Source organism: Rhizobium sp. TBD182, assembly GCF_001950375.1.
Classification (GTDB): Bacteria; Pseudomonadota; Alphaproteobacteria; order Rhizobiales; family Rhizobiaceae; genus Agrobacterium; species Agrobacterium tumefaciens.
In genome coordinates this window covers 335,394-358,199 of the sequence record NZ_BDLN01000001.1, presented here as the reverse complement: position 1 = coordinate 358,199, position 22,806 = coordinate 335,394, and the positions used below count along the sequence as shown (strand labels likewise).

Sequence of the window (22,806 nt, the reverse complement as noted above, 5' to 3'; positions counted from 1 at the left end):
AGGCGTCGACTTGCGCCGACGGGGGTGCATGTAGCAAAAGGATTTTGGGTGCACAAGAGCGTCGTGACAGTTTTTTGAAATTAAAAATCGGCCCGGCCCACCCTATATGCAGGAAGCCCGGAAATGCTGGGGTTGCAGCCTTCTCATCATTTTGCGAGAAGGCTGTGGAAAGGACTTTTTCATGCTCACACGCACGGATATCGAGACAAATATGCTGCCCGTTCCCGGCTCGCCGCCTGTTCGCTGGCGAATCTCGGAAGGTCTCGTGCCTTACGAACTGGCAATAGAAGAGATGGAACGCGAAGTTGCCGCCATAGCCAATGGCGAGGCCGACGAACTCGTGTGGCTTCTGGAGCACCCGCCACTCTACACGGCAGGCACCAGCGCCGATGTTGCCGACCTCATCGAGCCGGAGCGTTTTCCGGTCTTCGCCACCGGTCGCGGTGGCGAATATACCTATCACGGGCCGGGACAGCGCGTCGTTTACGTCATGCTCGACCTGAAACGCCGGCGCCAGGATGTCCGCGCCTATGTTGCCGCGCTGGAGAATGTCATCATCCGCACGCTCGACAAGATGAATGTCCGTGGCGAACGGCGCGAAGACCGGGTCGGTGTCTGGGTCAGGCGTCCGGAAAAACCTCTGCTTCCCGATGGCGGCATGGCCGAGGACAAGATCGCCGCGCTCGGCATCCGGTTGCGCAAATGGGTAAGCTTTCACGGGCTGTCGATCAATGTCGATCCCGACCTCGCGCATTTTTCCGGCATCGTTCCCTGCGGCATCAGCGCCTATGGCGTCACCAGCCTTGTCGATCTTGGATTGCCGGTTATGATCGGCGATGTCGATGTTCTGCTGCGAGAGGCCTTTGAGGAGGTCTTTGGCCCGGCAGTGCCCGAAGCCGGCTCCGGCGGCTGAAACCCGCCGCAACTTTTTTGTCGCCTGCAAGTGCATGCAATATCGATCACCACAAGAGGAGGAACGACCATGTTCACAACGTCAGCCTATGCCTGCGATGACGGTTCTTCGCCGATGAAGCTCGCGACCATCAAGCGCCGCGATCCCGGCCCGCGCGATGTCGAAATCGAAATCGAGTTCTGTGGCGTCTGCCACTCCGATATCCATACGGCCCGCAGCGAATGGCCGGGTTCTCTCTACCCCTGCGTCCCCGGTCACGAAATCATCGGCCGCGTCGGTCGGGTGGGCGCGCAGGTCACGAAATTCAAGGCGGGTGACCGCGTCGGCGTCGGCTGTATCGTCGACAGCTGCCGTGAATGCGCAAGCTGCGCCGAAGGGCTGGAGCAATATTGCGAAAACGGCATGACCGGCACCTACAACTCGCCTGACAAGGCCATGGGCGGCGGCGCACATACGCTTGGTGGCTATTCCGCCCATGTGGTCGTCGATGATCGCTATGTGCTGCGGATCCCCGAAGGGCTCGATCCAGCAGCCGCAGCACCCCTGCTCTGCGCCGGCATAACCACCTATTCGCCGCTGCGGCACTGGAATGCAGGTCCCGGCAAGCGCATCGGCGTCGTCGGTCTCGGTGGCCTCGGCCATATGGCAGTCAAGATCGCCAATGCCATGGGCGCCACGGTCGTGATGATCACCACCTCCCCCGGCAAGGCAGAAGACGCGAAAAAGCTCGGTGCCCATGAGGTGATCGTTTCACGCGATGCCGACCAGATGAAGAAAGCGGCTTCCAGCCTCGATCTTATCATCGACGCGGTTGCCGCCGACCACGACATCAACGCCTATCTTGCGTTGCTGAAGCGGGATGGCGCACTGGTGCAGGTTGGAGCGCCTGAGAAGCCGCTATCGGTGCATGCATTCAGCCTCATCCCCGGCCGCAAGACCTTCGCCGGCTCGATGATTGGCGGCATTCCCGAAACCCAGGAAATGCTGGATTTCTGCGCCGAAAAAGGCATCGCCGCCGAAATCGAGATGATCAATATCGATCAGATCAATGAGGCTTATGAACGCATGATAAAAAGCGATGTGCGTTATCGCTTCGTCATTGATATGAAGAGCCTGCCACGCCAGAAGGCCGCCTGACCTCGTCGAGGGGGAGCGCCCTCTGGCGCTCCCGTTTCCTCGTCGGACCTTTTGGTTGAAAGCGCAGCCCTACCCATGACCAGCCAGACCGGTTTGAACGATGTCGCCAAGGGCATGATGATCATGGCGGGCTGCATGTTCGTGCTGCCCGTCATGGATGCCATCGCCAAATACATGGCGGTGAGCGGCGGAATGTCACCGGCGCAGGTCACTTTCTACCGCTTCTTTTTCCAGCTTCTGTGCACCCTGCCCCTGCTGCTGCTGGTCTCACCCAAAGCGCTGTTCAGCGCCAGACGACCGTGGATGAACTGCCTGCGCGGCGTGCTGCATGCCAGTGCCAGCCTGATGTTCTTCGCCGCCGTCAAATACATGCCACTTGCCGATGTCTTTGCCATCTATTTCGTCGAGCCATTCATGCTGACGATGATGTCGGCCCTCTTCCTTGGCGACAGGGTCGGCTGGAAACGCTGGACAGCGATTGCGGTGGGTTTCGGCGGCGCTCTGATCGTCATTCAGCCGAGTTTTGAGATCTTCGGCTGGACATCGCTCCTGCCGGTCGCCTGCGCATTTCTCTACACGCTCTACCTGTTCCTTAACCGCGCTATCGGCGATGCCGACAGTCCGCTTGTCATGCAGACCATGTCCGGCATTGCCGGCACGGTGTTCATGGCGGCAGCCCTTCTGGCCGGCGACGCCTACGGTGACAAGGATTTCGCGATCTCGCTTCCGCAATCCGGCTTCACCCTCACCCTGCTCATCGTGTTAGGGTCGATATCCGGCTATATGCATCTCCTGATCGTCAGGGCCTTCAGGCTGGCGCCGCTGTCGCTTCTGGCACCATTTCAGTATTTCGAAATCATCTCGGCGACGGTTCTCGGTTATGCGCTGTTTTCGGATTTTCCGACGCCATCGAAATGGCTCGGCATCCTCATCATCGTTGCATCCGGCCTTTTCATCATCTGGCGCGAGCGTGTGCAGACGGAAGCGAACCCGCCGCTCGACGGACAATGACGCCCAGAACGCTTTCAGGCGCCCGAGGGCTGCGGTCCTTCGTCGTGATGGTCCTGCGCCTCCACAAGGCTACCGAGCAGCCACAGCGAAACCTCGGCGGCCTCTCCGGCGGATTTGAAGCGGTATGAGCCGCTATATTTCGGCGTATCGAAAAACGTAACGACGAAACCGTCACCGCTTTCCAGACTTTCGACCCTTATCCGCTCGGGATCGATCATCAGGCACACATAATGGGATCCCATATTGCGCATGAAGCCGGCCTTGTTGTCGTGCAGCCGCACGAAGGCTGCGCCGCCATCCACCGTCATATGCAGGCTTCTGATCGCCTCGGTGGGAAACGCGCGGGCAAAATCCATGATCGCCTGCCCCACATCGTGGTTATTGTCCTCATCCGTTGCCCGTGTCATGCGCCAGGCATAAACAGCGAAGACCGCAAGCAGCACGAAAACGATTATCCAGACCGCCATATTCATGCGGGAAGGCTCCCTCAGCACCGAAACATCGCGATTCGCGAATCGAAACGATGCGAACCCGGCTCAAGCTCTTAAACACCGAGGCTTGCGTGAAGTGTGGCTCTCCGGCCTCGACGCGAAAATTGCTCCGATCTGTCTGCGCGATGTGCAGGTCGAGCAATCAGAAACGCTTGAGGAAAGACGCCTTTGCCAGCAGCCATTGCCGGCGAAGCTGCGACAGTTGCACTTCGCCTTCAAACACGCCCGCTCCCGCCTTTCTGGCAGCGGCGATGACCGGGCCGGACAAGGCAACGGGAAGATAGGCCGCAAAGACATTCCGGGACATCTTGGCGCGTCTCGCCTTCTCGATGTGATCAAGCGCGTGCGTTGCAAAAATCTCGATGGCGATGCCGATGCGTTGTTTGTTGTCGCCTTCCAGAAACGTCTCGCGATCAAGCCCGGCAGCCGCGAGCATATCCGCGGGGATATAGACCTGCCCACGACGACGGTGCAGCGGCATCAGCATTAGAATGCCGGCCATGGCCTGCGCAACCCCCGCATGTCCCGCAGCTTCCGCACTTGCTGGAGTGTCTTCCGGCGAAAGCACAAGGCTCGCCAGCTGGATCAGTGCCGAGGCGGTCTCCCCCGCATAGCCTTCGAGCGCGTTACGATCCACGAACAGATCGTCATAAAGATCGAAGATGCGCGCCTCGATCATATTGGCAAGAACCGGTCGCGGCAGGCGATATTGCTCGATCGCCAACAAAAGAGCGGCAGCAACGGGGTGAGACTGGCTGTCCCCATGCGCATTGCCATCAAGGAGATCGCGCCACCATTGCATACGAACTTCGCCAGGCAGCGCCTCGCGCACGGAATCGCGGATTCGGGCAATTTCGGCATTGAAGGCGTAAAGCGCGGCAAGCGCTGCGCGCTTGTCGGCCGGAGACAGAAGGCACGCGAGATAGCGGTCGCGATCGGTGTCGCGCAGCGTCGCGAGGCAGACGTCTAGATTCTCTGTGGGTGCCATGTTTCCCCGCGCGAAACGTCCTGTCAGCCTTCGACGGCAATCAGCGCCGCAGCCACGGCGCGCGATTCCGAAAGCATGATATTATAGGTGCGAACGGCAGCACCCGTGCTCATCGGATCGACCGAAATGCCCGCTTGCCTGAAGGCTTCGCGCAATTCCTTCGGCAAGACCCGCATGCCATCACCCGTGCCGATCAAAAGCACCTCGATATCCTGCGCATCAGCCAGAACCTTGTCGAAATGCTCAAGCGTCAATTCTTTCACATCAACCGGGCTCCAGCCGTGAATGCCGGAAGGCAACAACAGGAGAGAGCCGCGGTGCGACATGTCTGCGAAACGGAAACCGCCATTGCCATAGGCATCGATGGGCGCCCGGCCGGGAAAATGGGCCGGGCGTATTTCAATACCGCCGGCCATCAGACGGCAGGCTTGCCGCCGATGGCATTGCCGGACTTCTCATCCTTCTCATCTTCCGCATCCTTGCTGTCGGGACGCAGCTTGAAGGCGATCAGCACCGGAGCCGCGATATAGACCGAGGAGAACACGCCGATGCCGACGCCGAACAACATTGCGAAGGTGAAGGAACGAATGACCTCGCCACCGAACAGATACAGTGCCAGCAGTGCCAGAAGCACGGTCAGACCAGTAAGGATCGTGCGCGAAAGGGTCTGGTTCAGCGATACGTCGATGATCATCGAAAGTGGCATCTTCTTGTATCGCCGGAGGTTTTCACGGACACGGTCGTAGATGACCACCGTATCGTTCAGCGAATAACCGATGATCGTCAGGATTGCCGCGATACTGGTCAGGTTGAACTCTATACCCAGGAAGACGAACAGGCCGATGGTGAAGACCACGTCGTGCACCATCGAGATGACCGCACCCAGTGCAAACTGCCACTCGAAGCGAACCCAGATGTAGATCATGATCGCCGCCATGGCGAGCACAACGCCAATCGTGGAGGTCACGGTCAGGTCACCGGACACAGCCGGACCAACGACTTCCACGCGACGGAAATCATACTTGTCCTGCAACTCGCCGCGCACCAGGGTGATTGCCGACTGCTCGGCATTTTCGCCGCCGTCCTGCGCCTGAATGCGGATGAGAACGTCCTGCGGCGTGCCGAAATTCTGTGCCTGGATTTCACCGAGGTTCAGCTGGTTCAGACGCTCGCGAATATCTGCGAGATCGGCCTCACCCTGCTTGGCGCGCACTTCGATAACCGAGCCGCCCTGGAAATCGATGCCGAGGTTCAGGCCCTTGGCGACGAAGCCGCCGACGCAGGCGAGCATGATCACACCGGTGATCATGAAAACCACACGGCGATAACGCATGAACGGAATGTCGCGACCGTCGAACATGGCGGTGCGTACACCCTTCGGCAGATGTTTCGGACGGCTGCGGCGAACCCAGTAGCCAAACATCCAGGCCGTCAGCGTATAGGCCGTGAAGACGGTGGTGATGATACCGACCGCAAGCGTGACGGCAAAGCCCTTGACCGGACCCGTGCCCATGTAGAACAGCACGCTTGCAACGATCAGCGTCGTCAGGTTGGCGTCTATAATGGTCGCAAAGGCGCGTGTGAAACCGTTATCCAGTGACTGGATCAGCGGTTTTCCGCTCTTCACCTCTTCGCGTATTCGCTCGTAGATCAGAACGTTGGAGTCCACCGCCATACCGATCGTCAAGACGATACCCGCAATACCGGGCAAGGTGAGCGTAGATCCGATCACACTGAGGACGGCGATCAGCATGACCACGTTGACGATGAGGGCGATGTTCGCAAGCAGGCCGAAGAAGCCATAAAAGACGAACATGAAGATGAGGACGCCGACGGCGCCGATGGCGCTTGCCGTGAGGCCGGCGGTGATGGAGTCGTTACCAAGGCTCGGACCGACGGTGCGTTCCTCAACCACGGTCAACGTGGCCGGAAGTGCGCCCGCACGCAACAGGACTGCAAGGTCGTTGGCGCCCTGAACCGAGAAACTGCCGGAAATCTGTCCCGAACCGCCGATGATCGGCTCACGGATGACAGGTGCAGAAATGACCTGATTGTCGAGCACGATGGCGAAAGGCTTCCCGACATTCTGCTGCGTCGCCTGCGCAAAGCGCTGCGCACCGCGGCTGTCGAAACGGAAGGTGACGACGGGTTCGTTGGTCTGCTGGTTGAAGCTTGCCTGAGCATCGACGAGATTGTCGCCGGAAACGAGCGCGCGGCGTTCCACCAGATAGGGAACCGGCGGATCGTCCTGCGAATAAAGAACCTCTGAGGTCGCGGGCGGACGGCCATTCATCGCTTCCTGCACCGGCATGGTGGTATCGACCATGCGGAAGGACAGCTTTGCCGTCTGGTTGAGAAGCGATTTCAGGCGCTGCGGATCCTGGAGGCCCGGGACCTGTACGATGATGCGGTCGGAACCCTGACGCTGGATGAGAGGTTCGGTGGTGCCGACTTCGTCAACGCGGCGGCGCACGACTTCGATGGACTGCGACACGGCCGAGGACAGGCGATAATCCACGCCTTCATCGGTCAGGTTGAGCCGCAGCAGATTGTCGCCGCCGTCGTTCATCGTCACTTCTGTGATGGAACCGCCGACCAGCGTTCCGGCGGACACCGGCTGCGTCAGGTCGCGAAGCGCGGTTTTCGCCGCTTCATATTGAGCGGGATCGCTGATGCGAACCTGGATCTGCTGGCCGTTGCCCGTAAGCCCCGAATAGCGGATGTTGGCGTCGCGAAGCTGCGTGCGCACGTCACCCACGATCGTTTCAAGCCGTTCCTTGACGATGTCGGAACGCTCGATCTTGAGCATGATGTGCGAGCCGCCCTGAAGGTCGAGACCGAGCGTTACCTTGTTGTCCTTGTACCAGGCAGGCATGCCCTCCAGCTGTTTGTCCGAAAACAGGTTGGGAGATGCGATGAAGACGCTTGCCAGCACAAGCAACCAGATAAAGACTGTTTTCCAACGGGAAAAATGAAGCATTTCGATCTCGGTCAGGGTTGGGGTTGCGCGATGCGCAACCCGTCAAATTCGGAAGCGGAAGTTCAATTATCCGGCAGGATCAGGAAGCGGCTTCCGTCTTGACCACTTCGCCCTTCACGCGCACTTCGGCAATGTAAGCACGAGCGGCACGGATTTTCACGCCTTCGGCGATTTCGACTTCGAGTTCATTGTCGTCGATGACCTTGGTCACCTTGCCAACGATGCCGCCACCAAGAACGACCTGATCGCCACGGCGAATATTGGTCAACGTTTCCTGACGCTTCTTCATCTGCGCGCGCTGCGGGCGAATGAGGAAAAAGTACCAGACCACCATAAGCGGTGCAAACAGGAAAAGCATCTCAAGGCCGGAACCGAATGCAGACGCGCCGCCCGCCGTGTCCTGGGCAAAAGCTTGACTAATGAACATATAAAACTCCTCAACGATTACAGCACGACCTCGTATGCCGCCCCAGCTTTCAAGCCGCCGGAATATAGTGGGGAACGCCGGGAATGCAACAGATGCAGAAGCCACGCCGTACCGATTCCGGACCTCTTAACCTTTATGGGCCTGAAACGCCATGCTAGGCCGGGTTGAAAACATCGTTATGAACATCGGATAAGCGGAAGAAACACCATGATTCGAGAAGAGACGGCCACCCTGCTTCTTGCCGAACTGCGCCGGCTTAACGTCGCCATGGAACGGCTGGCAGGCCCGGCACCTGCCGTGAACGACTGGAATGCGGCGGATTGCTTTGTCTGGACGCCGGTCAATTCCTTTCTGCAGCCGGTTTCACGTCCGAACCGCATTGCGCTGAAACTCATTCGCGGCGTCGATCATGTGCGCGATATCCTGCACGAGAACACGCTGCGTTTTGCCGATGGTTTTCCCGCCAACAACGTGCTGCTCTGGGGCGCACGCGGCATGGGCAAATCCTCGCTGGTCAAGGCCGTTCACGAAGATGTGCGCGCCGCAAGCGGCGTTCCCTTGAAGCTGGTCGAGGTGCATCGCGAAGATATCCACACCCTGCCCGCCTTGCTGGATATATTGAAAGCTTCCGGCGAACGCGTCATCGTCTTCTGCGACGACCTCTCCTTCGATCACGACGACACGGCCTACAAGTCGCTGAAGGCAGCCCTCGATGGCGGCATAGAGGGGCGTCCGGACAATGTGCTGTTCTATGCCACGTCCAATCGCCGTCATCTTCTGCCGCGCCACATGATGGAGAACGAGCAATCGACCGCCATCAACCCTTCGGAAGCTGTTGAGGAAAAGGTCTCGCTCTCGGACCGCTTCGGCCTGTGGCTCGGCTTCCACAAATGCGGCCAGGAAGACTATCTTACGATGATTGACAGCTATGCCGAACATTTCGATCTCGGCCTTGATCGCGAAACCCTGCATCACGAGGCGCTGGAATGGGCGACCACGCGCGGCGGCCGCTCCGGTCGCGTCGCCTGGCAATATATTCAGGATGCCGCCGGGCGCCTGAGAAAATCGATCGACAGATAACGCCACCGTGACATCTGGCGAGAGCCGGTGTCGTTGCGGCTATAGGCGTTGTCGTATTCCCGACCGCCACATCGCCCGCCAAATGGTTTGCTGCACATATTCGGCGTAATGCCGGGTATCTGCGGCGGGCGGTGATCAAGAGGCAGGCGACGTTTGTCCAGACGCGCCGATTGTTCTTCTTTCCATCCCTTCGCCGATTGAGATTCCACGCGAGCCGCATACGGGTCCGCGCATGAGTTTTGACGATATCCTGTCCGCGGAGGAGCGGGCCGGTATTGGTGTTCAACCCAAGGAGGAGATGGATATGAGCAAAAACAGAGGCGTCGTCTATTTGCGCCCCGGCCAGGTCGAGGTCCGCGACATCGATGATCCGAAGCTGGAGGCGCCGGATGGCCGCCGTATCGAGCACGGTGTCATTCTCAAGGTTATTTCCACGAATATCTGTGGTTCGGACCAGCATATGGTGCGCGGCCGCACCTCGGCGATGCCCGGCCTCGTCCTTGGCCATGAGATCACCGGCGAAGTCATTGAGAAAGGCATCGACGTCGAGATGCTTGATATCGGCGATATCGTCTCGGTGCCGTTCAACGTCGCCTGCGGTCGCTGCCGCTGCTGCAAGTCGCAGGATACCGGTGTGTGCCTGACGGTGAACCCCGCCCGTGCCGGCGGCGCCTACGGTTATGTCGATATGGGAGGCTGGATCGGCGGACAGGCCAGATACGTGACCATTCCCTATGCCGACTTCAACCTTCTGAAATTTCCCGACCGCGACAGGGCAATGTCCAAGATCCGCGACCTCACCATGCTCTCGGACATCCTGCCGACCGGCTTTCATGGCGCGGTCAAGGCCGGCGTCGGTGTCGGCTCCACGGTCTATGTCGCGGGCGCCGGTCCGGTCGGTCTGGCGGCTGCCGCGTCTGCCCGTATTCTCGGTGCCGCCGTCGTCATGATCGGTGACTTCAACAAGGATCGCCTTGCGCACGCCGCCAAGGTCGGCTTCGAGCCCGTCGATCTTTCCAAGGGTGACCGGTTGGGCGACATGATTGCCGAGATCGTCGGCACAAACGAGGTCGACAGCGCCATCGATGCCGTCGGTTTCGAAGCGCGTGGCCATTCGGGCGGCGAACAGCCGGCCATCGTTCTCAACCAGATGATGGAAATTACCCGTGCCGCCGGCTCGATCGGCATTCCCGGCCTTTACGTCACCGAAGATCCAGGTGCGGTCGATGCCGCAGCAAAACAGGGCAGCCTGTCGCTTCGCTTCGGCCTCGGTTGGGCCAAGGCACAATCTTTCCATACCGGCCAGACGCCGGTGCTGAAATACAATCGCCAGCTCATGCAGTCGATCCTGCATGACCGCCTGCCCATTGCCGACATCGTCAACGCCAAGATCATCGCACTCGACGACGCCGTACAGGGATATGAAAGCTTCGACCAGGGTGCCGCAACCAAGTTCGTGCTCGATCCGCACGGCGATCTGCTGAAGTCGGCCTGATAACGGCGGCTTAAGACCCGCGAGATGGGAAACGCCCGCGACAGATATTGTCGCGGGCGTTTTTGCCTGCAACATTGTCACCATCAGGTGAAATCATGCATCAACTTCAAGCATCGCCTCCAGCTCGGAGGTGGCCAATGGTGAGAGATAGGGTCGAAACAGGCTGGACACCTGCCGAAGTCCCCAGTCCAGTTGCTGCGGCCCGAATTCGGTGACCCCTTCCTGAAGGTTGAGATAAGCCGCCCAATAGGTCGAGACGATCCATAGATTGGTAAGAAGGGCCGCCCGCTCGGTTTCTGGAATCTCTGCAAGCCCTGCCCTCTCCATCCGGCTGACGATATCATCAACGGCAAGTCGCATTGCCGCGCTTATGCCGCGAACCGGCTCCACCAGCGCAGGCGCGGAGGAAAGAAGGCCGACAAAATCACGAAACAGGAAGCGGTAGTTCCACACCAGCGAAAACCAGAGCCGCAGAAAGCCAGCATATGTCGATGCGGCAACTTCGTCCTCTTCGTCGATCTTTGCGACAACCGCCAGTGCGTCGGTCTCGAACAGGGCAAACAGCGCCAGCACCAATGCCTCCTTGGTGCGGAAATGATAATAAAGATTACCCTCGTTGATATTCACTGCCCTTGCGATCTCGGCTGTGGTTACGTGATCAGGCCCCCTCTCGTTAAATAGTTGGAGTGCGGCAGCGATTATTCTCTGTCGTGTGGGGGAAGGACGCCCCGTCGATCGTCCGCCCTCGCTTTTCTTCATTGATATCGGACCCCGCTATTGAAACCTAAGGTGCACACCTTAAATGAATATAATAAGGTACACACCTTAACAAATAAATTTGAGTGTTCAACGCGAATAAAGGACCTGTCCATGCCCGGAACCGACCTTCGCACCCCGCTCCCGGATACATCCGCTGCGGCACCCGTATCGAAATTCGCCACAGCACGTTTGGCCCTCTCACTCATCCGCAATCCGCTGAACGCATTGCCACCGGAGATTTTCAACGAACCGGCGGTGTTTATCCGTGTCGGCGGTACGATGCGCGTCCATCTTGCCGATCCTGCACTTATTCATGAGGCCCTCGTCAAGAACGCCCATCTGCTCGGCAAGGGTGAGGACGTGCGCCGCGCGCTTGGCCCCGCTCTCGGACAGGGCCTTCTGACCGCCGATGGCGATCACTGGAAATGGCAACGGCAATCGGTTGCCGCCGCCTTTCGGCACGAAAAGCTGCTGGAACTGCTGCCCGTCATGATCGAGGCGGCGGAGCGAACCGGCAGGCGCTGGCGCGCATCTCCTTTCGGTGACATCGATATCGGCCATGAAATGATGCGGACCACCTTCGACATCATCGTTGAGACCATGATGTCCGGCGGCCACGGGATCGATATCGGGCGCGTGGAGCAAAGCATCACCGACTATCTGAAACCGACAGGCTGGACCTTCGCGCTCGCCATGCTGGGCGCACCGGAATGGCTCCCCCACCCCGGTCGGCGCAAGGCCCGGGCCGCTGTCGGTTATCTGCGCTCCAGCCTGTCGACTGTGATTGCGGACCGGCGGCGGAACCCCGTCGAGAGACACGATCTGGTGTCCATGCTACTTCAGGCGAAGGACCCGGAGACGGGACGCATGATGAGCGACAAGGAAATCATCGACAATCTGCTCACCTTCATCACCGCCGGTCACGAAACGACTGCGCTCGGTCTGGCATGGACGTTCAATCTGCTGTCGCAACACAGCGACGTGGAGCGGAAAGTCGTTGAGGAAATCGCAGCCGTCACGGGTGCAAATCCCGTCGCCGCAGAGCACATCGCCCAACTGACCTATACCAGACAGGTATTTTCCGAGGCGATGCGGCTTTACCCACCTGCCCCGGTCGTTACCCGCACGGCGTTGCAGGATTTCAAGCTCGGCGACCATGATATTCCTGCCGGAACCGTTCTTTATGTGCCTATCTACGCTGTCCACCGGCACACGGCGCTGTGGGACGAACCGGAACGTTTCGACCCTTCCCGCTTCGAGCCGGAAAAGACCAAGGCGCGTCACCGTTACGCCTATATGCCCTTCGGTGCAGGTCCGCGTGTCTGCATCGGCAACGCATTTGCGATGATGGAGGCCGTGTCGATCCTGGCGGTGCTGTTGCAGAACGTCCATCTCGAAAACAGATCGGCAAGTCCGGCAGAGCCACTGATGAGGGTGACGTTGCGGCCGCAAAGCCGCTTGATGATGCTTATCACCGACCGCAAAAACAAATCGCCCGCGGCGTGAACCACCGCGGGCGACTATTAATCCGGGAAAACCACCCGTCACCGGGCAGTGACGATCAAAGATCGACGTCGAGGATTGCCATGGAGAAGTTGTACGAGCGGTCGCCGTCCTCGTCATCGATGTAGACAACGCCAAGGAACTCTTCGCCAAGATACACTTCGGCGGAATCGTCCTTACGGGGACGCGCCTTCACAACCATCTTTTCATTGAAGGTGCGCTTGAAATAGGCGTCGAGTTTTTTGATTTCGTCGGCTTTCACCACTATTCTCCTGTGCGGTTCGGGTTGCGCCGCTTTTGGCATGGGACAAAGGCGAAAGTAAAGTGAAAGCGGCACATCGCCAATGTCTTTCACAGGCCATGTCTTTCACGCGGAGCCTTCCACACGGACGATTGAGAAAATATCGGACCCGTCAGATATCGGCTCCGATGACCTGATCCATCAGGCGCGAGGGTTCGGAACACCCTGCCTCTCCCACCACCCGCGCCGGCACACCGGCAACGGTGGTCTTCGGCGGGACCGGCTTCAGCACCACAGAACCGGCGGCGATGCGCGAGCAGCTGCCGATCTCGATATTACCGAGGATTTTCGCGCCCGCTCCGATCATCACGCCATTGGCGATCTTCGGATGACGGTCCGCCCCCTCCTTGCCGGTGCCGCCAAGCGTCACGCCATGCAGGATGGAAACGTTGTCGCCGATAACCGCCGTCTCGCCGACCACAAGCCCGGTGGCATGATCGAGGAAGATACCCTTGCCGATGCGTGCTGCCGGATTGATATCCGTCTGGAAAATACTGGACGAGCGGCTTTGCAGATAAAGCGCCAGATCCCTGCGGCCCTTTTGCAGCAGCCAATGGGCAAGGCGATGCGTCTGGATGGCCTGAAACCCCTTGAAATAAAGGAGCGGCTCCATGAAGCGCGTGCAGGCCGGATCGCGATCGTAAACTGCCTGGATATCGACGCGCAGCACGCTGCCCCATTCGGGCCAGTCATCCAGCATGTCCTGAAAGGTCTGGCGCAGAAGAACGGCCTGCATATCGGGATGATCGAGGAGTTCACAGATGCGATAAATCACGCATTCTTCCAGAGACCGGTGATTGAGGATTGTCGAATAAAGGAAAGCCGAAAGCAGCGGGTCCTGCGCCACGGCGCTTCGCGCTTCATGCAGCAAGCTGCCCCAGATCGGATCGACGATCGCCAGCTGTTCCGGCTGACGGGCCTCGGTACGTGCGACCATGAATGGTCTCCTCGTTTGCAGTAGTCGTTCTTTATACAGAAAAAGACGTGCATAAGAAATGGGATTCGAATGACGACTTTAAAGGCGGCAAGGCTTCAGTTTTTCTTCATGCAGCATGAAAAACCGTTTCTTGCCGCCACCCATCAAAGGCTGCGGTAAAATTCCAGAACCGCCGCCTTGAACACCCGGTCGCCAACGGCCAGCATGTGGTCACGGCCGGGAATGTCGATAGCGCGCGCATGCGGCATGATCGCCGCAAGTTCGGCACCCGATCCGGCGATATCGTCATTGGTTCCGACCGCGATCAGCGTCGGCGCATCTATCTTTGCGGCCTGTTCGCGGCTGACGAGGACACGCGACGTCTCGATACAGGCGGCGAGTGCCAGCCGGTCGCTTTTCGTCTGGTCGGCAAAGGCGCGGAACATACGGCCGCGCTCATGCGTGACGACATCGAGCGAGGGCGCTAGCAGCGCTTCGGCGATCGGATCCCAGTCGCCCACACCTTCCACCATGCCGATGCCAAGTCCGCCGAAAACCAGTGAGCGGACACGCTCCGGATGTGCCATCGCCAGAAAGGCCGAAATGCGTGCGCCCATGGAATAGCCCATCACATGAGCCTCCGCGATGCCGAGATGATTAAGCAGCGCCACCGCATCGCCGGCCATGACGGGCGGATAATAGGCTTGCGGATCATGCGGCTTGTCGCTTGCGCCATGGCCGCGATTGTCGATGGCAATCACCCGGTAACCGGCGTCACCAAGCGTTTTCAGCCAGCCTGGATGCACCCAGTTGACGTTGGCGCTGGAGGCAAAGCCGTGAATCAACAGAACCGGATCGCCCGCCGGATCACCCTCATCGAAATAGGCAAGGCGAAGGCCGTCATGGGAAAAATCGGAAAATTGCGGCATGTTGAGATTCATCAAGGACATCCTTTTTGCCGGACCATATGGCAGGAAATCGCAATTTTGAACATGTTTTCCTGACGATTTTTATGGAGATGCAATGCGTTTGAGGCTACATATCCGCAGCAATAAGCCCATGCTCTATGACGACCTGCGGCTTAACCACGATATTGCATTTGGAGACGAACATGGCCGGGCATTCCATTCCCCACTTCCAGAACGATGGCGGACACAGCGTGATCGAGATCGGCGTCAAGGAATTCATGTGCACCGGCGCTTCGGTGCCTTTCGATCATCCCCACATCTTCATCGACATGGGCGACGACAACGAGAAGGTCTGTTCCTATTGCTCCACCCTTTACCGCTACAATCCGTCGCTGAAGGCCGAGCAGACCAATCCTCCAGGCTGCGTCTTCCATGTGAAGGCCGCCTGACCTTCCACATTTCCTGATCGGGGCGCGACATGCCCATCAAATCCGTAGCCATCGTCGGTGCCGGCATCGCCGGTCTCACCGCAGCGCTTTCTTTTGCCCGCCAGGGCATCAGCTCTGACATCGTTGAACAGGCCGGCGAACTGACGGAAGTCGGTGCGGGCCTGCAAGTATCGCCCAATGCCGCCCGCATCCTTGCCGAACTCGGCGTGATGACTGAGGTAGAGGCGCGTTGGACCGAGCCGGTCAGTGTCGATCTGGCCGATGGCAAATCGCTTGCCACGTTGCTGTCCTTACCCGTGGGTGCGACGGCCCGCACACGCTGGGGCGCACCTTACGGCGTGCTGCATCGCTCGACGTTGCAAAACGCGCTTCTCAATGCGGTAACGCGCAATCCGCTCTGCCGCCTGCATCTTGGCAAACGTATCGAAAACGCGACGACAGACGTCATCGCTGCAACCACGTTCCGCGATCACGACCTGATCGTCGGCGCAGACGGTGTCTGGTCCGCGGCCCGTTTCGCTGTCCCCTCCGCCCCCACAGCCACCTTCTCCGGCAATATTGCCTGGCGCTTCACGGTCGCGGCAAAAGATGTGCCGTCAGCCATCAACAAAAGCGCCGTCACCGCCTATCTCGGTTCGGGTGGCCATATCGTCGCCTACCCGCTGAAGGAAGTCGGCGGCTTCAACATTGTGGCCATCGCACTCGGCGCCGATCCCGGCGCAACATGGCGGGCGGAATCGAGCGGCCAACAGAAAGCCATGCTGCTCGCGCAGTTTCGCGGCTGGAGCCCGGATATCGTTCGGCTGCTGGCATCGTCGGAAAATCCGACCTTCTGGCCACTTTATCAGGCCGGTGCCGGACGCTGGCACAATGGTCGCGATACGGTGCTGATCGGCGACGCTGCCCACGCGATGATGCCCTTTGCCGCACAGGGGGCGGCGATGGCCATCGAGGATGCTTTTGAACTGGCGGGCACATTGACCGGAACATCCCTGCCCGTACCACAGTCCCTTGCCGCCTTCGAAGCCCTGCGTTTGCCGCGCATAGAAAAGGCCCGCAAGCGGGCCTCTCTCAATCGTTTCGCCTATCACGCCACAGGCCCGGTTCGGCTTGCCCGGGACTTCGTTTTTTCGACACGTCCGAGGGAAGCCTTCCTGAAGGACTTCGACTGGCTATACGGCTACCGCGCCAAAGGCTGAGGTTAAACCCCGGCTGCCGCCGCAAACCCGGCCTCGAGATCCTTCTTGAGGTCGGCGATATCTTCAAGCCCTATCTGCAGACGGATGACCGGACCTTCCGACGGGCCTTTGGCAATCGTCCTGTCGACAAGCGACACCGACACGGCAAGCGATTCGTATCCACCCCAGGAATAGCCGAGCCCGAAGAAGGTCAGCGCATTCAGGAATGCCGCCGCAGTCTGCTTGTATTTGCCCTCTTCGGCCTTCAGCACGAAGGAAAATACGCCGCTCGCGCCCTTGAAATCGCGCTTCCAGAGTTCATGCCCGGCAAAGCTCGGCAGGGCCGGATGCAGAACGCTCACGACGTCGTCGCGGCTTTCCAGCCAGGTGGCGATGTCGAGGGCGCTTTTCTGGTGGTGCGCAAGCCGAATGCCCATGGAGCGCATGCCGCGCAGGATCTGATAGGCGTCATCAGGCGTCACGCAGATGCCAAGATTGGTGTTCGCCTGATAAAGCGTCTTCCAGTGCTTTTCATTGGCGGAAACAAAGCCCATCAGGACATCGGAATGACCTGATGGATATTTGGTGGCGGCATGGATGGAAACATCGACACCGAAATCGAGCGGCTTGAAATAAAGCGGTGTCGCCCAGGTATTGTCCATCGTCACGACGCAATCGTGCCTGTGGGCGATCTCGGTGATCAGCCGAACGTCCTGAATCTCGAAGGTATTGGAACCCGGCGCTTCAAGATGCACCAGCTTGGTATCCGGGCGGATCAGCGCTTCGATACCCGTCCCGATCGCCGGGTCGTAATACTCCACCTCCACACCAAGCTTCTTCAGCATCGTGTTGCAAAAGCGGCGTGTGGGAAAATAAACCGAATCGACGATCAGCGCATGATCGCCGGCGCCAAGATAGGCGAGGAACGGCACGGTGATCGCCGCAAGGCCCGATGGCACGAGAATGGTTCCGAAAGAACCCTCCAGCTCGTTGACGAGATTGCATAGCGCATCGGTCGTCGGCGTGCCGTGGGTGCCATAGGTGTATTTCTGGTTTTCGGTCGAAAGCGTCTCGGCATCGGGGAAAAGCACGGTAGAACCGCGCACGATGGGCGGATTGACGAAACCGAAACAGTCGGCGGGATCGTTGCCGCCATGGGTCAGGCGCGTATTCATACCTGCGGTGGAAAGCAGGTCATTGGTCTTGGTCATTTCAGATCAGCTTTCGAAGGGATATTGACGCGAGCGACAATGCGGAGAGCCGGAGGCAAGGTCAAGTCCCGCAAAACATTCGTAGATGGGAGGATTGATCCACCCGGCAACAGCATACAAAAAGTATACAAAAATCGTGCAAGTGTATTTTTCCGCAAAAATATGCTTATATTTTCACCCTTTGCACACTTCCCGACCAAAATTTGGAAAATTCCGTTTTATAGGCACAATTATTGTCAGCATGTCTTGACCCCGCTGCCAATTACGATTATGATAGAAAAAGCGGATCGAAAAGATCTGCTGAAGGGGGGAGCTGGGGCAAAAACAATATGCCGGTCCTCTTCCGATTGACGATAACAAACAAAGGTTGGGAAAAATGAAAAAGGCAATTCTGTCGGCCGTTATCGGCGCAGCAGTTTTGGGAGGAGCCCCGGTCGCTTCGGCTGCGACGCTTCAGGACGTGAAGACGAAAGGTTTCGTCACCTGCGGCGTGAGCGCTGGCATTCCGGGATTTTCCAATCCCGATGACAAGGGCGAATGGTCCGGCATCGACGTGGACTATTGCCGCGGTATTGCCACTGCGGTTTTTGGCGATCCTACAAAGGCTAAATTTGTCGCTCTCTCGAGCAAGGACCGTTTTCCGGCTCTCCAGTCTGGCGAGGTCGACGTTCTGACCCGTAACACCACCTGGACGATCAGCCGCGACACATCGCTCGGCTTCAACTTCCGTACCGTCAACTATTATGACGGCCAGGGCTTCATCGCCAAGAAGGGCCTCAACGTGAAGTCCGCGCTTGAGCTTTCCGGCGCCGCCGTCTGCGTTCAGACCGGCACGACCACCGAGCTCAACCTTGCCGACTACTTCAAGACCAACAACCTGCAGTACAACCCGGTTGTTTTCGAAAAGGAATCCGATGCTACTTCGGCTTATGATTCCGGCCGTTGCGACGTTTACACCGCCGACCAGTCCGGTCTGTACGCTATCCGTCTCAAGCTGAAGAACCCCGATGACAACATCGTTCTGCCTGAAGTGATCTCCAAGGAGCCGCTTGGACCGGCCGTTCGCCAGGGCGACGACCAGTGGTTCGACATCGTGACGTGGGTTCACTACGCGATGGTCAACGCCGAAGAGCTGGGCATCACGTCGAAAAACGTCGACGAGCAGAAGAACAGCGCCAACCCTGATATCAAGCGTCTACTTGGTACTGAAGAAGGCACCAAGATCGGTACCGATCTCGGCGTGACGAACGACTGGGCCTACAACATCGTCAAGAAGGTCGGCAACTACGGCGAAGTCTTCGACCGTAACGTTGGCGCCGGCTCGCCGCTGAAGATCGAGCGTGGCCAGAACGCGCTTTGGACCAAGGGCGGCCTGCAATACGCACCGCCGGTTCGTTGATCGGCACTATCGTTGGCTAAGGACTGAAGGGAGGCTGGGCAATGCCCGGCCTCCACTTGAAATTATAGAATAAGCTCGCAAAGAGCATATAAAAGGGAAAGGTGCCTATGGCAGGCAACGCGGTCAGTTCGCAACGATCGCGCGCGCAAAGCGCGTCGTCACTCATTTACGATCCACGCATACGCGGAATTTTTTATCAGGTTCTGACAGTCGTCATCCTGACCGCCTTCGTCTGGATCATCGTGACGAATACGATCACAAATCTTCAACGCTCAAACATTTCGTCCGGCTTCGGCTTCCTCAATGGAAGGGCCGGCTTCGATATCGGCCAGTCGCTGATCGCTTACACCAGCGATGCGACCTATGGCCGGGCATTGCTCGTTGGTATTCTCAACACAATTCAGGTCGCATTTTTTGGCATCATCGCCGCGTCGATCATCGGTTTCATCGTCGGTATCGCCCGGCTGTCCAACAACTGGCTGATCTCGAAGCTGGCGCAGGCCTATGTGGAAATCTTCCGCAACATCCCGCCCCTGCTTGTTATCTTCTTCTGGTACAAGGGCGTCATCTCCGTTCTGCCGCAGGCCCGCGATTCGCTGCAGCTTCCGCTTGGAACCTACCTCAACAATCGCGGCTTCTTCTTTCCAAAGCCTCTCTGGGGCGAAGGGACGTGGCTGATACCGCTCGCTTTCGTGGTCGCCATCGTCATCAGCGTCTTCATTTATCGCTGGGCGAAGGCCAGGCAGGAAAGAACCGGCGAGCAGTTCCGCACCGGCATCACCGCAACACTTCTCATCATCGGCCTTCCGGCTGCGACATTCCTCGCGCTCGGCTCACCCCTGACATTCGATTACCCGATTGCCGGGCGGTTCAACCTTGCGGGCGGTTCGGTCGTCGCACCTGAATTCATGTCGCTGTTTCTGGCGCTCTCCTTCTACACCGCTTCCTTTATCGCCGAGATCGTTCGCGGCGGCATCAAGGCCGTGGCAAAAGGGCAGACCGAGGCAGCGGAGGCATTGGGTCTTCGCGCCAGCACGACGACACGTCTGATCGTCGTTCCTCAGGCGATGCGCATCATCATCCCGCCGCTGACAAGCCAGTATCTCAACCTGACCAAGAACTCGTCGCTTGCGGTCGCGGTCGGTTTCGCCGACATCGTCTCCGTTGGCGGCACGATCCTGAACCAGACGGGACAGGCGGTCGAAGTTGTCGCTATCTGGCTCGTTCTCTATCTCTCGCTGTCCATTCTCACGGCCGTGGTCATGAACTGGTTGAACGCGAAAATGGCCCTGGTGGAGAGATAATAGATGACGATCAGCAATCACGCGTTCGTGCGCCACACCATTGAAGAAGCCAAACCCGCGCCTTCAAGCGCGGTTGGCATCAGCCATTGGCTGCGCACCAAACTTTTCGCCACGCCGAAGGACACCGTCCTTACGGTTCTTGCCATCGCGTTCCTCGCCTATCTTTTGCCACCAATATTCAAGTGGCTGTTCGTAGACGCGGTATGGACCGGTACGGATCGCATCGCCTGCCTCACCGCCTCCCAGGGCGGTGCGCTGGCCGATGGCCAGTCCGGCGCATGCTGGGCCTTCGTTTCGGCGAAGTTCGGCCAGATCATGTTCGGCCGTTACCCGATCGATGAGCGCTGGCGTCCTATCCTTGTGATGGTCATGTTCACCATCCTCCTGGTGCCAATGCTCATTCCGAAAGCGCCGTTCAAGCGGCTCAATGCGCTGGCCCTTTTCATCATCCTGCCAGTCATTGCGTTTTTCCTCCTCATCGGCGGCGTCTTCGGCCTGCCCGTAGTGGAAACGCAGCTCTGGGGCGGCCTGATGGTCACCCTGATCCTGTCTTTCTTCGGAATTGCAGTGTCCCTGCCCTTCGGTATTCTTCTGGCGCTTGGCCGCCGGTCGAACCTGCCGGTAATCAAAATGCTGTGCGTGCTTTTTATCGAAGTTATCAGAGGTATTCCTCTGATCACCGTCCTGTTCTTCGCCAGCATCATGCTGCCGCTGTTCCTTCCCGACGGCTGGACCTTCGACAAGTTCCTGCGCGCTCTGGTCGGCGTGTCGCTCTTCTCGTCCGCCTATATGGCGGAGGTAATCCGTGGCGGCTTGCAGGCCATCCCGAAGGGGCAATATGAAGGGGCAGACTCGCTCGGCCTGAACTATTGGCAGAAAACCCGGCTGATCGTGCTGCCGCAGGCGCTGAAGCTCGTCATTCCGGGCATCGTCAACACTTTCATCGGTCTTTTCAAGGACACGTCGCTGGTCTCGATCATCGGCATGTTTGACCTGCTTGGCATTGTCACACTCAACCAATCGGATGCGAACTGGGCGACACCTGTCACCGCAATGACGGGCTATATTTTCGCCGGGTTCATATTCTGGATATTCTGCTTCGGCATGTCGCGTTATTCGCTGTTCATGGAACGGCACCTCGACACCGGGCATAAACGATAAGGGACGCTCAAAATGGCAGAAACCCAAACAAAAAAACTGGCCGTTTCGACAACGGACGTGGCAATCGAACTCGTCGGCATGAACAAGTGGTATGGCGACTTCCACGTCCTGCGCGACATCAACCTGAAGGTGATGAAGGGCGAGCGTATCGTCATCGCCGGTCCTTCGGGATCGGGAAAATCGACCATGATCCGCTGCATCAACCGGCTGGAAGAACATCAGTCGGGCACGATCAACGTCGACGGTATCGAACTCACCAACGATCTGAAGAAGATCGATGAGGTGCGTCGTGAAGTCGGCATGGTGTTCCAGCACTTCAACCTCTTCCCGCATCTGACGATTCTGGAAAACTGCACGCTGGCGCCGATCTGGGTTCGCAAGATGCCCAAAAAGGAAGCCGAGGAAGTGGCGATGCACTATCTGAAGCGCGTCAAGATCCCCGAACAGGCGCATAAATACCCTGGCCAGCTCTCCGGCGGTCAGCAGCAGCGTGTGGCGATTGCCCGCTCGCTGTGCATGAAGCCTAAGATCATGCTGTTTGACGAGCCGACCTCGGCGCTTGACCCGGAAATGGTCAAGGAAGTGCTTGATACCATGGTCAGCCTTGCCGAAGACGGCATGACGATGCTGTGCGTGACCCACGAAATGGGCTTTGCCCGCCAGGTCGCAAACCGCGTCATCTTCATGGACCAGGGCCAGATCGTCGAACAGAATTCGCCCGCCGAATTCTTCGACAATCCCCAGCACGAGCGCACGAGGCTGTTCCTCAGCCAGATCCTGCACTGAGACGCTGCAATCAGCTAACATCATGGAACGGGGCCATTTCGGCCCCGTTTTCATTTGACGACAGCCTCTCCACGCTCGACCTCATCCATGGGCTTGTCCTAAGGATCTAAGTCAACAAAATCGAGCGGTTGCAGATCTCGGGAAAACCCCAAGGGTGACGCCGGAATGTTTGGCAAGGTTCGCCATTCATTTTGATGGCTTCTTTCGCACCAGAAGCCCCGTTGAGTGAATCACCGGCCCCTGCAAATCGTCGTTTCACATCGTTCTTCATCCGCGAGAAGCACTGAAACTGCCAAGCCGACCTCGGTTTAACCATTTGTTACGAAACGGAAATCCTTGTTTTCCAGGGGTTCTGACAGCCAATGTCATTTTTTTGTCAAATCATGCATTTTTCCGCTTGCGGACCACG

At 58.4% G+C, this 22,806-nt stretch carries 22 protein-coding genes; 12 read left to right on the top strand and 10 right to left on the bottom strand.

Annotated features, from left to right (window positions below):
* Positions 1 to 181: 181 nt before the first annotated feature.
* The 3 genes from lipB (at position 182) to T18_RS01845 (ending at position 3,061) form a co-directional block, all read left to right on the top strand.
* The gene (gene lipB / locus T18_RS01855) at positions 182 to 913 is read left to right on the top strand and encodes a lipoyl(octanoyl) transferase LipB (RefSeq protein ID WP_038491058.1); all 732 of its coding nucleotides are present in this window, start codon (positions 182 to 184) and stop codon (positions 911 to 913) included.
* A 69-nt stretch (positions 914 to 982) separates the two neighbouring features.
* A complete protein-coding gene (locus tag T18_RS01850; RefSeq protein ID WP_003515339.1) occupies positions 983 to 2,050 on the top strand; it encodes an NAD(P)-dependent alcohol dehydrogenase in 1,068 nt (355 codons plus the stop codon).
* Between the two features lie 75 nt (positions 2,051 to 2,125).
* Positions 2,126 to 3,061 (top strand): DMT family transporter, encoded by a 936-nt coding sequence (locus tag T18_RS01845; RefSeq protein WP_038491061.1) that lies wholly within the window; start codon positions 2,126 to 2,128, stop codon positions 3,059 to 3,061.
* 14 nt (positions 3,062 to 3,075) lie between these two features.
* Here the strand turns inward: T18_RS01845 and T18_RS01840 are convergent, their stop codons facing one another.
* From T18_RS01840 to yajC, 5 genes are all read right to left on the bottom strand, one after another.
* Positions 3,076 to 3,534, bottom strand: coding sequence for a hypothetical protein (locus T18_RS01840; protein WP_003515343.1), 459 nt, complete (start codon positions 3,532 to 3,534; stop codon positions 3,076 to 3,078).
* Between the two features lie 160 nt (positions 3,535 to 3,694).
* Positions 3,695 to 4,540, bottom strand: coding sequence for a phytoene/squalene synthase family protein (locus T18_RS01835; protein ID WP_038491063.1), 846 nt, complete (start codon positions 4,538 to 4,540; stop codon positions 3,695 to 3,697).
* Between the two features lie 23 nt (positions 4,541 to 4,563).
* Complete coding sequence (locus T18_RS01830) at positions 4,564 to 4,956, bottom strand: Mth938-like domain-containing protein (protein ID WP_003515346.1); 393 nt, start codon at positions 4,954 to 4,956, stop codon at positions 4,564 to 4,566.
* Positions 4,956 to 7,520 (bottom strand): protein translocase subunit SecDF, encoded by a 2,565-nt coding sequence (gene secDF / locus T18_RS01825; RefSeq protein WP_003515348.1) that lies wholly within the window; start codon positions 7,518 to 7,520, stop codon positions 4,956 to 4,958. The genes T18_RS01830 and secDF overlap by 1 nt, the downstream gene beginning before the upstream one ends.
* 79 nt (positions 7,521 to 7,599) lie before the next feature.
* Positions 7,600 to 7,947: a preprotein translocase subunit YajC gene (yajC, locus tag T18_RS01820; RefSeq protein ID WP_003515350.1), complete on the bottom strand. Its 348-nt coding sequence runs from the start codon at positions 7,945 to 7,947 to the stop codon at positions 7,600 to 7,602.
* Positions 7,948 to 8,154: 207 nt separating this feature from the next.
* Here yajC and T18_RS01815 point away from each other — a divergent pair, with 207 nt between their 5' ends.
* The gene (locus tag T18_RS01815) at positions 8,155 to 9,027 is read left to right on the top strand and encodes an ATP-binding protein (RefSeq protein ID WP_013636188.1); all 873 of its coding nucleotides are present in this window, start codon (positions 8,155 to 8,157) and stop codon (positions 9,025 to 9,027) included.
* 304 nt (positions 9,028 to 9,331) lie between these two features.
* A complete protein-coding gene (gene fdhA, locus T18_RS01810) occupies positions 9,332 to 10,522 on the top strand; it encodes a formaldehyde dehydrogenase, glutathione-independent (protein WP_038492820.1) in 1,191 nt (396 codons plus the stop codon).
* 93 nt (positions 10,523 to 10,615) lie between these two features.
* Here fdhA and T18_RS01805 read toward each other — a convergent pair whose 3' ends face one another.
* Positions 10,616 to 11,281, bottom strand: coding sequence for a TetR/AcrR family transcriptional regulator (locus T18_RS01805; RefSeq protein WP_075807472.1), 666 nt, complete (start codon positions 11,279 to 11,281; stop codon positions 10,616 to 10,618).
* A 111-nt stretch (positions 11,282 to 11,392) separates the two neighbouring features.
* On the opposite strand from T18_RS01805, the gene T18_RS01800 reads away from it, so the two are divergent.
* Positions 11,393 to 12,787: a cytochrome P450 gene (locus T18_RS01800; RefSeq protein WP_038491071.1), complete on the top strand. Its 1,395-nt coding sequence runs from the start codon at positions 11,393 to 11,395 to the stop codon at positions 12,785 to 12,787.
* Positions 12,788 to 12,842: 55 nt separating this feature from the next.
* Here the strand turns inward: T18_RS01800 and T18_RS01795 are convergent, their stop codons facing one another.
* The 3 genes from T18_RS01795 to T18_RS01785 form a co-directional block, all read right to left on the bottom strand.
* Positions 12,843 to 13,046: a DUF3126 family protein gene (locus T18_RS01795; protein ID WP_003515356.1), complete on the bottom strand. Its 204-nt coding sequence runs from the start codon at positions 13,044 to 13,046 to the stop codon at positions 12,843 to 12,845.
* A 151-nt stretch (positions 13,047 to 13,197) separates the two neighbouring features.
* Positions 13,198 to 14,022, bottom strand: coding sequence for a serine O-acetyltransferase (gene cysE, locus T18_RS01790; protein WP_003515358.1), 825 nt, complete (start codon positions 14,020 to 14,022; stop codon positions 13,198 to 13,200).
* Between the two features lie 143 nt (positions 14,023 to 14,165).
* Positions 14,166 to 14,942, bottom strand: coding sequence for an alpha/beta fold hydrolase (locus T18_RS01785; RefSeq protein ID WP_025593509.1), 777 nt, complete (start codon positions 14,940 to 14,942; stop codon positions 14,166 to 14,168).
* Between the two features lie 170 nt (positions 14,943 to 15,112).
* On the opposite strand from T18_RS01785, the gene T18_RS01780 reads away from it, so the two are divergent.
* Positions 15,113 to 15,358, top strand: a complete 246-nt coding sequence (locus T18_RS01780; protein ID WP_003495891.1) for a zinc-finger domain-containing protein — start codon at positions 15,113 to 15,115, stop codon at positions 15,356 to 15,358.
* A 29-nt stretch (positions 15,359 to 15,387) separates the two neighbouring features.
* Complete coding sequence (locus T18_RS01775; RefSeq protein ID WP_038491074.1) at positions 15,388 to 16,557, top strand: FAD-dependent monooxygenase; 1,170 nt, start codon at positions 15,388 to 15,390, stop codon at positions 16,555 to 16,557.
* A gap of 2 nt (positions 16,558 to 16,559) precedes the next feature.
* Here T18_RS01775 and T18_RS01770 read toward each other — a convergent pair whose 3' ends face one another.
* A complete protein-coding gene (locus T18_RS01770; protein WP_038491077.1) occupies positions 16,560 to 17,747 on the bottom strand; it encodes a cystathionine beta-lyase in 1,188 nt (395 codons plus the stop codon).
* 376 nt (positions 17,748 to 18,123) lie between these two features.
* Here T18_RS01770 and T18_RS01765 point away from each other — a divergent pair, with 376 nt between their 5' ends.
* The 4 genes from T18_RS01765 (at position 18,124) to T18_RS01750 (ending at position 22,397) form a co-directional block, all read left to right on the top strand.
* Positions 18,124 to 19,146 carry an amino acid ABC transporter substrate-binding protein gene (locus T18_RS01765; protein WP_038491080.1) on the top strand — a complete coding sequence of 341 codons (1,023 nt, stop codon included), beginning with the start codon at positions 18,124 to 18,126 and terminating at the stop codon, positions 19,144 to 19,146.
* Positions 19,147 to 19,253: 107 nt separating this feature from the next.
* Entirely contained in the window at positions 19,254 to 20,450 is a 1,197-nt protein-coding gene (locus T18_RS01760) for an amino acid ABC transporter permease (protein WP_003515368.1), read from the top strand.
* Positions 20,451 to 20,453: 3 nt separating this feature from the next.
* Positions 20,454 to 21,611 carry an amino acid ABC transporter permease gene (locus T18_RS01755; RefSeq protein ID WP_013636194.1) on the top strand — a complete coding sequence of 386 codons (1,158 nt, stop codon included), beginning with the start codon at positions 20,454 to 20,456 and terminating at the stop codon, positions 21,609 to 21,611.
* A gap of 12 nt (positions 21,612 to 21,623) precedes the next feature.
* Positions 21,624 to 22,397, top strand: a complete 774-nt coding sequence (locus T18_RS01750) for an amino acid ABC transporter ATP-binding protein (protein WP_003515372.1) — start codon at positions 21,624 to 21,626, stop codon at positions 22,395 to 22,397.
* Positions 22,398 to 22,806: the final 409 nt, after the last annotated feature.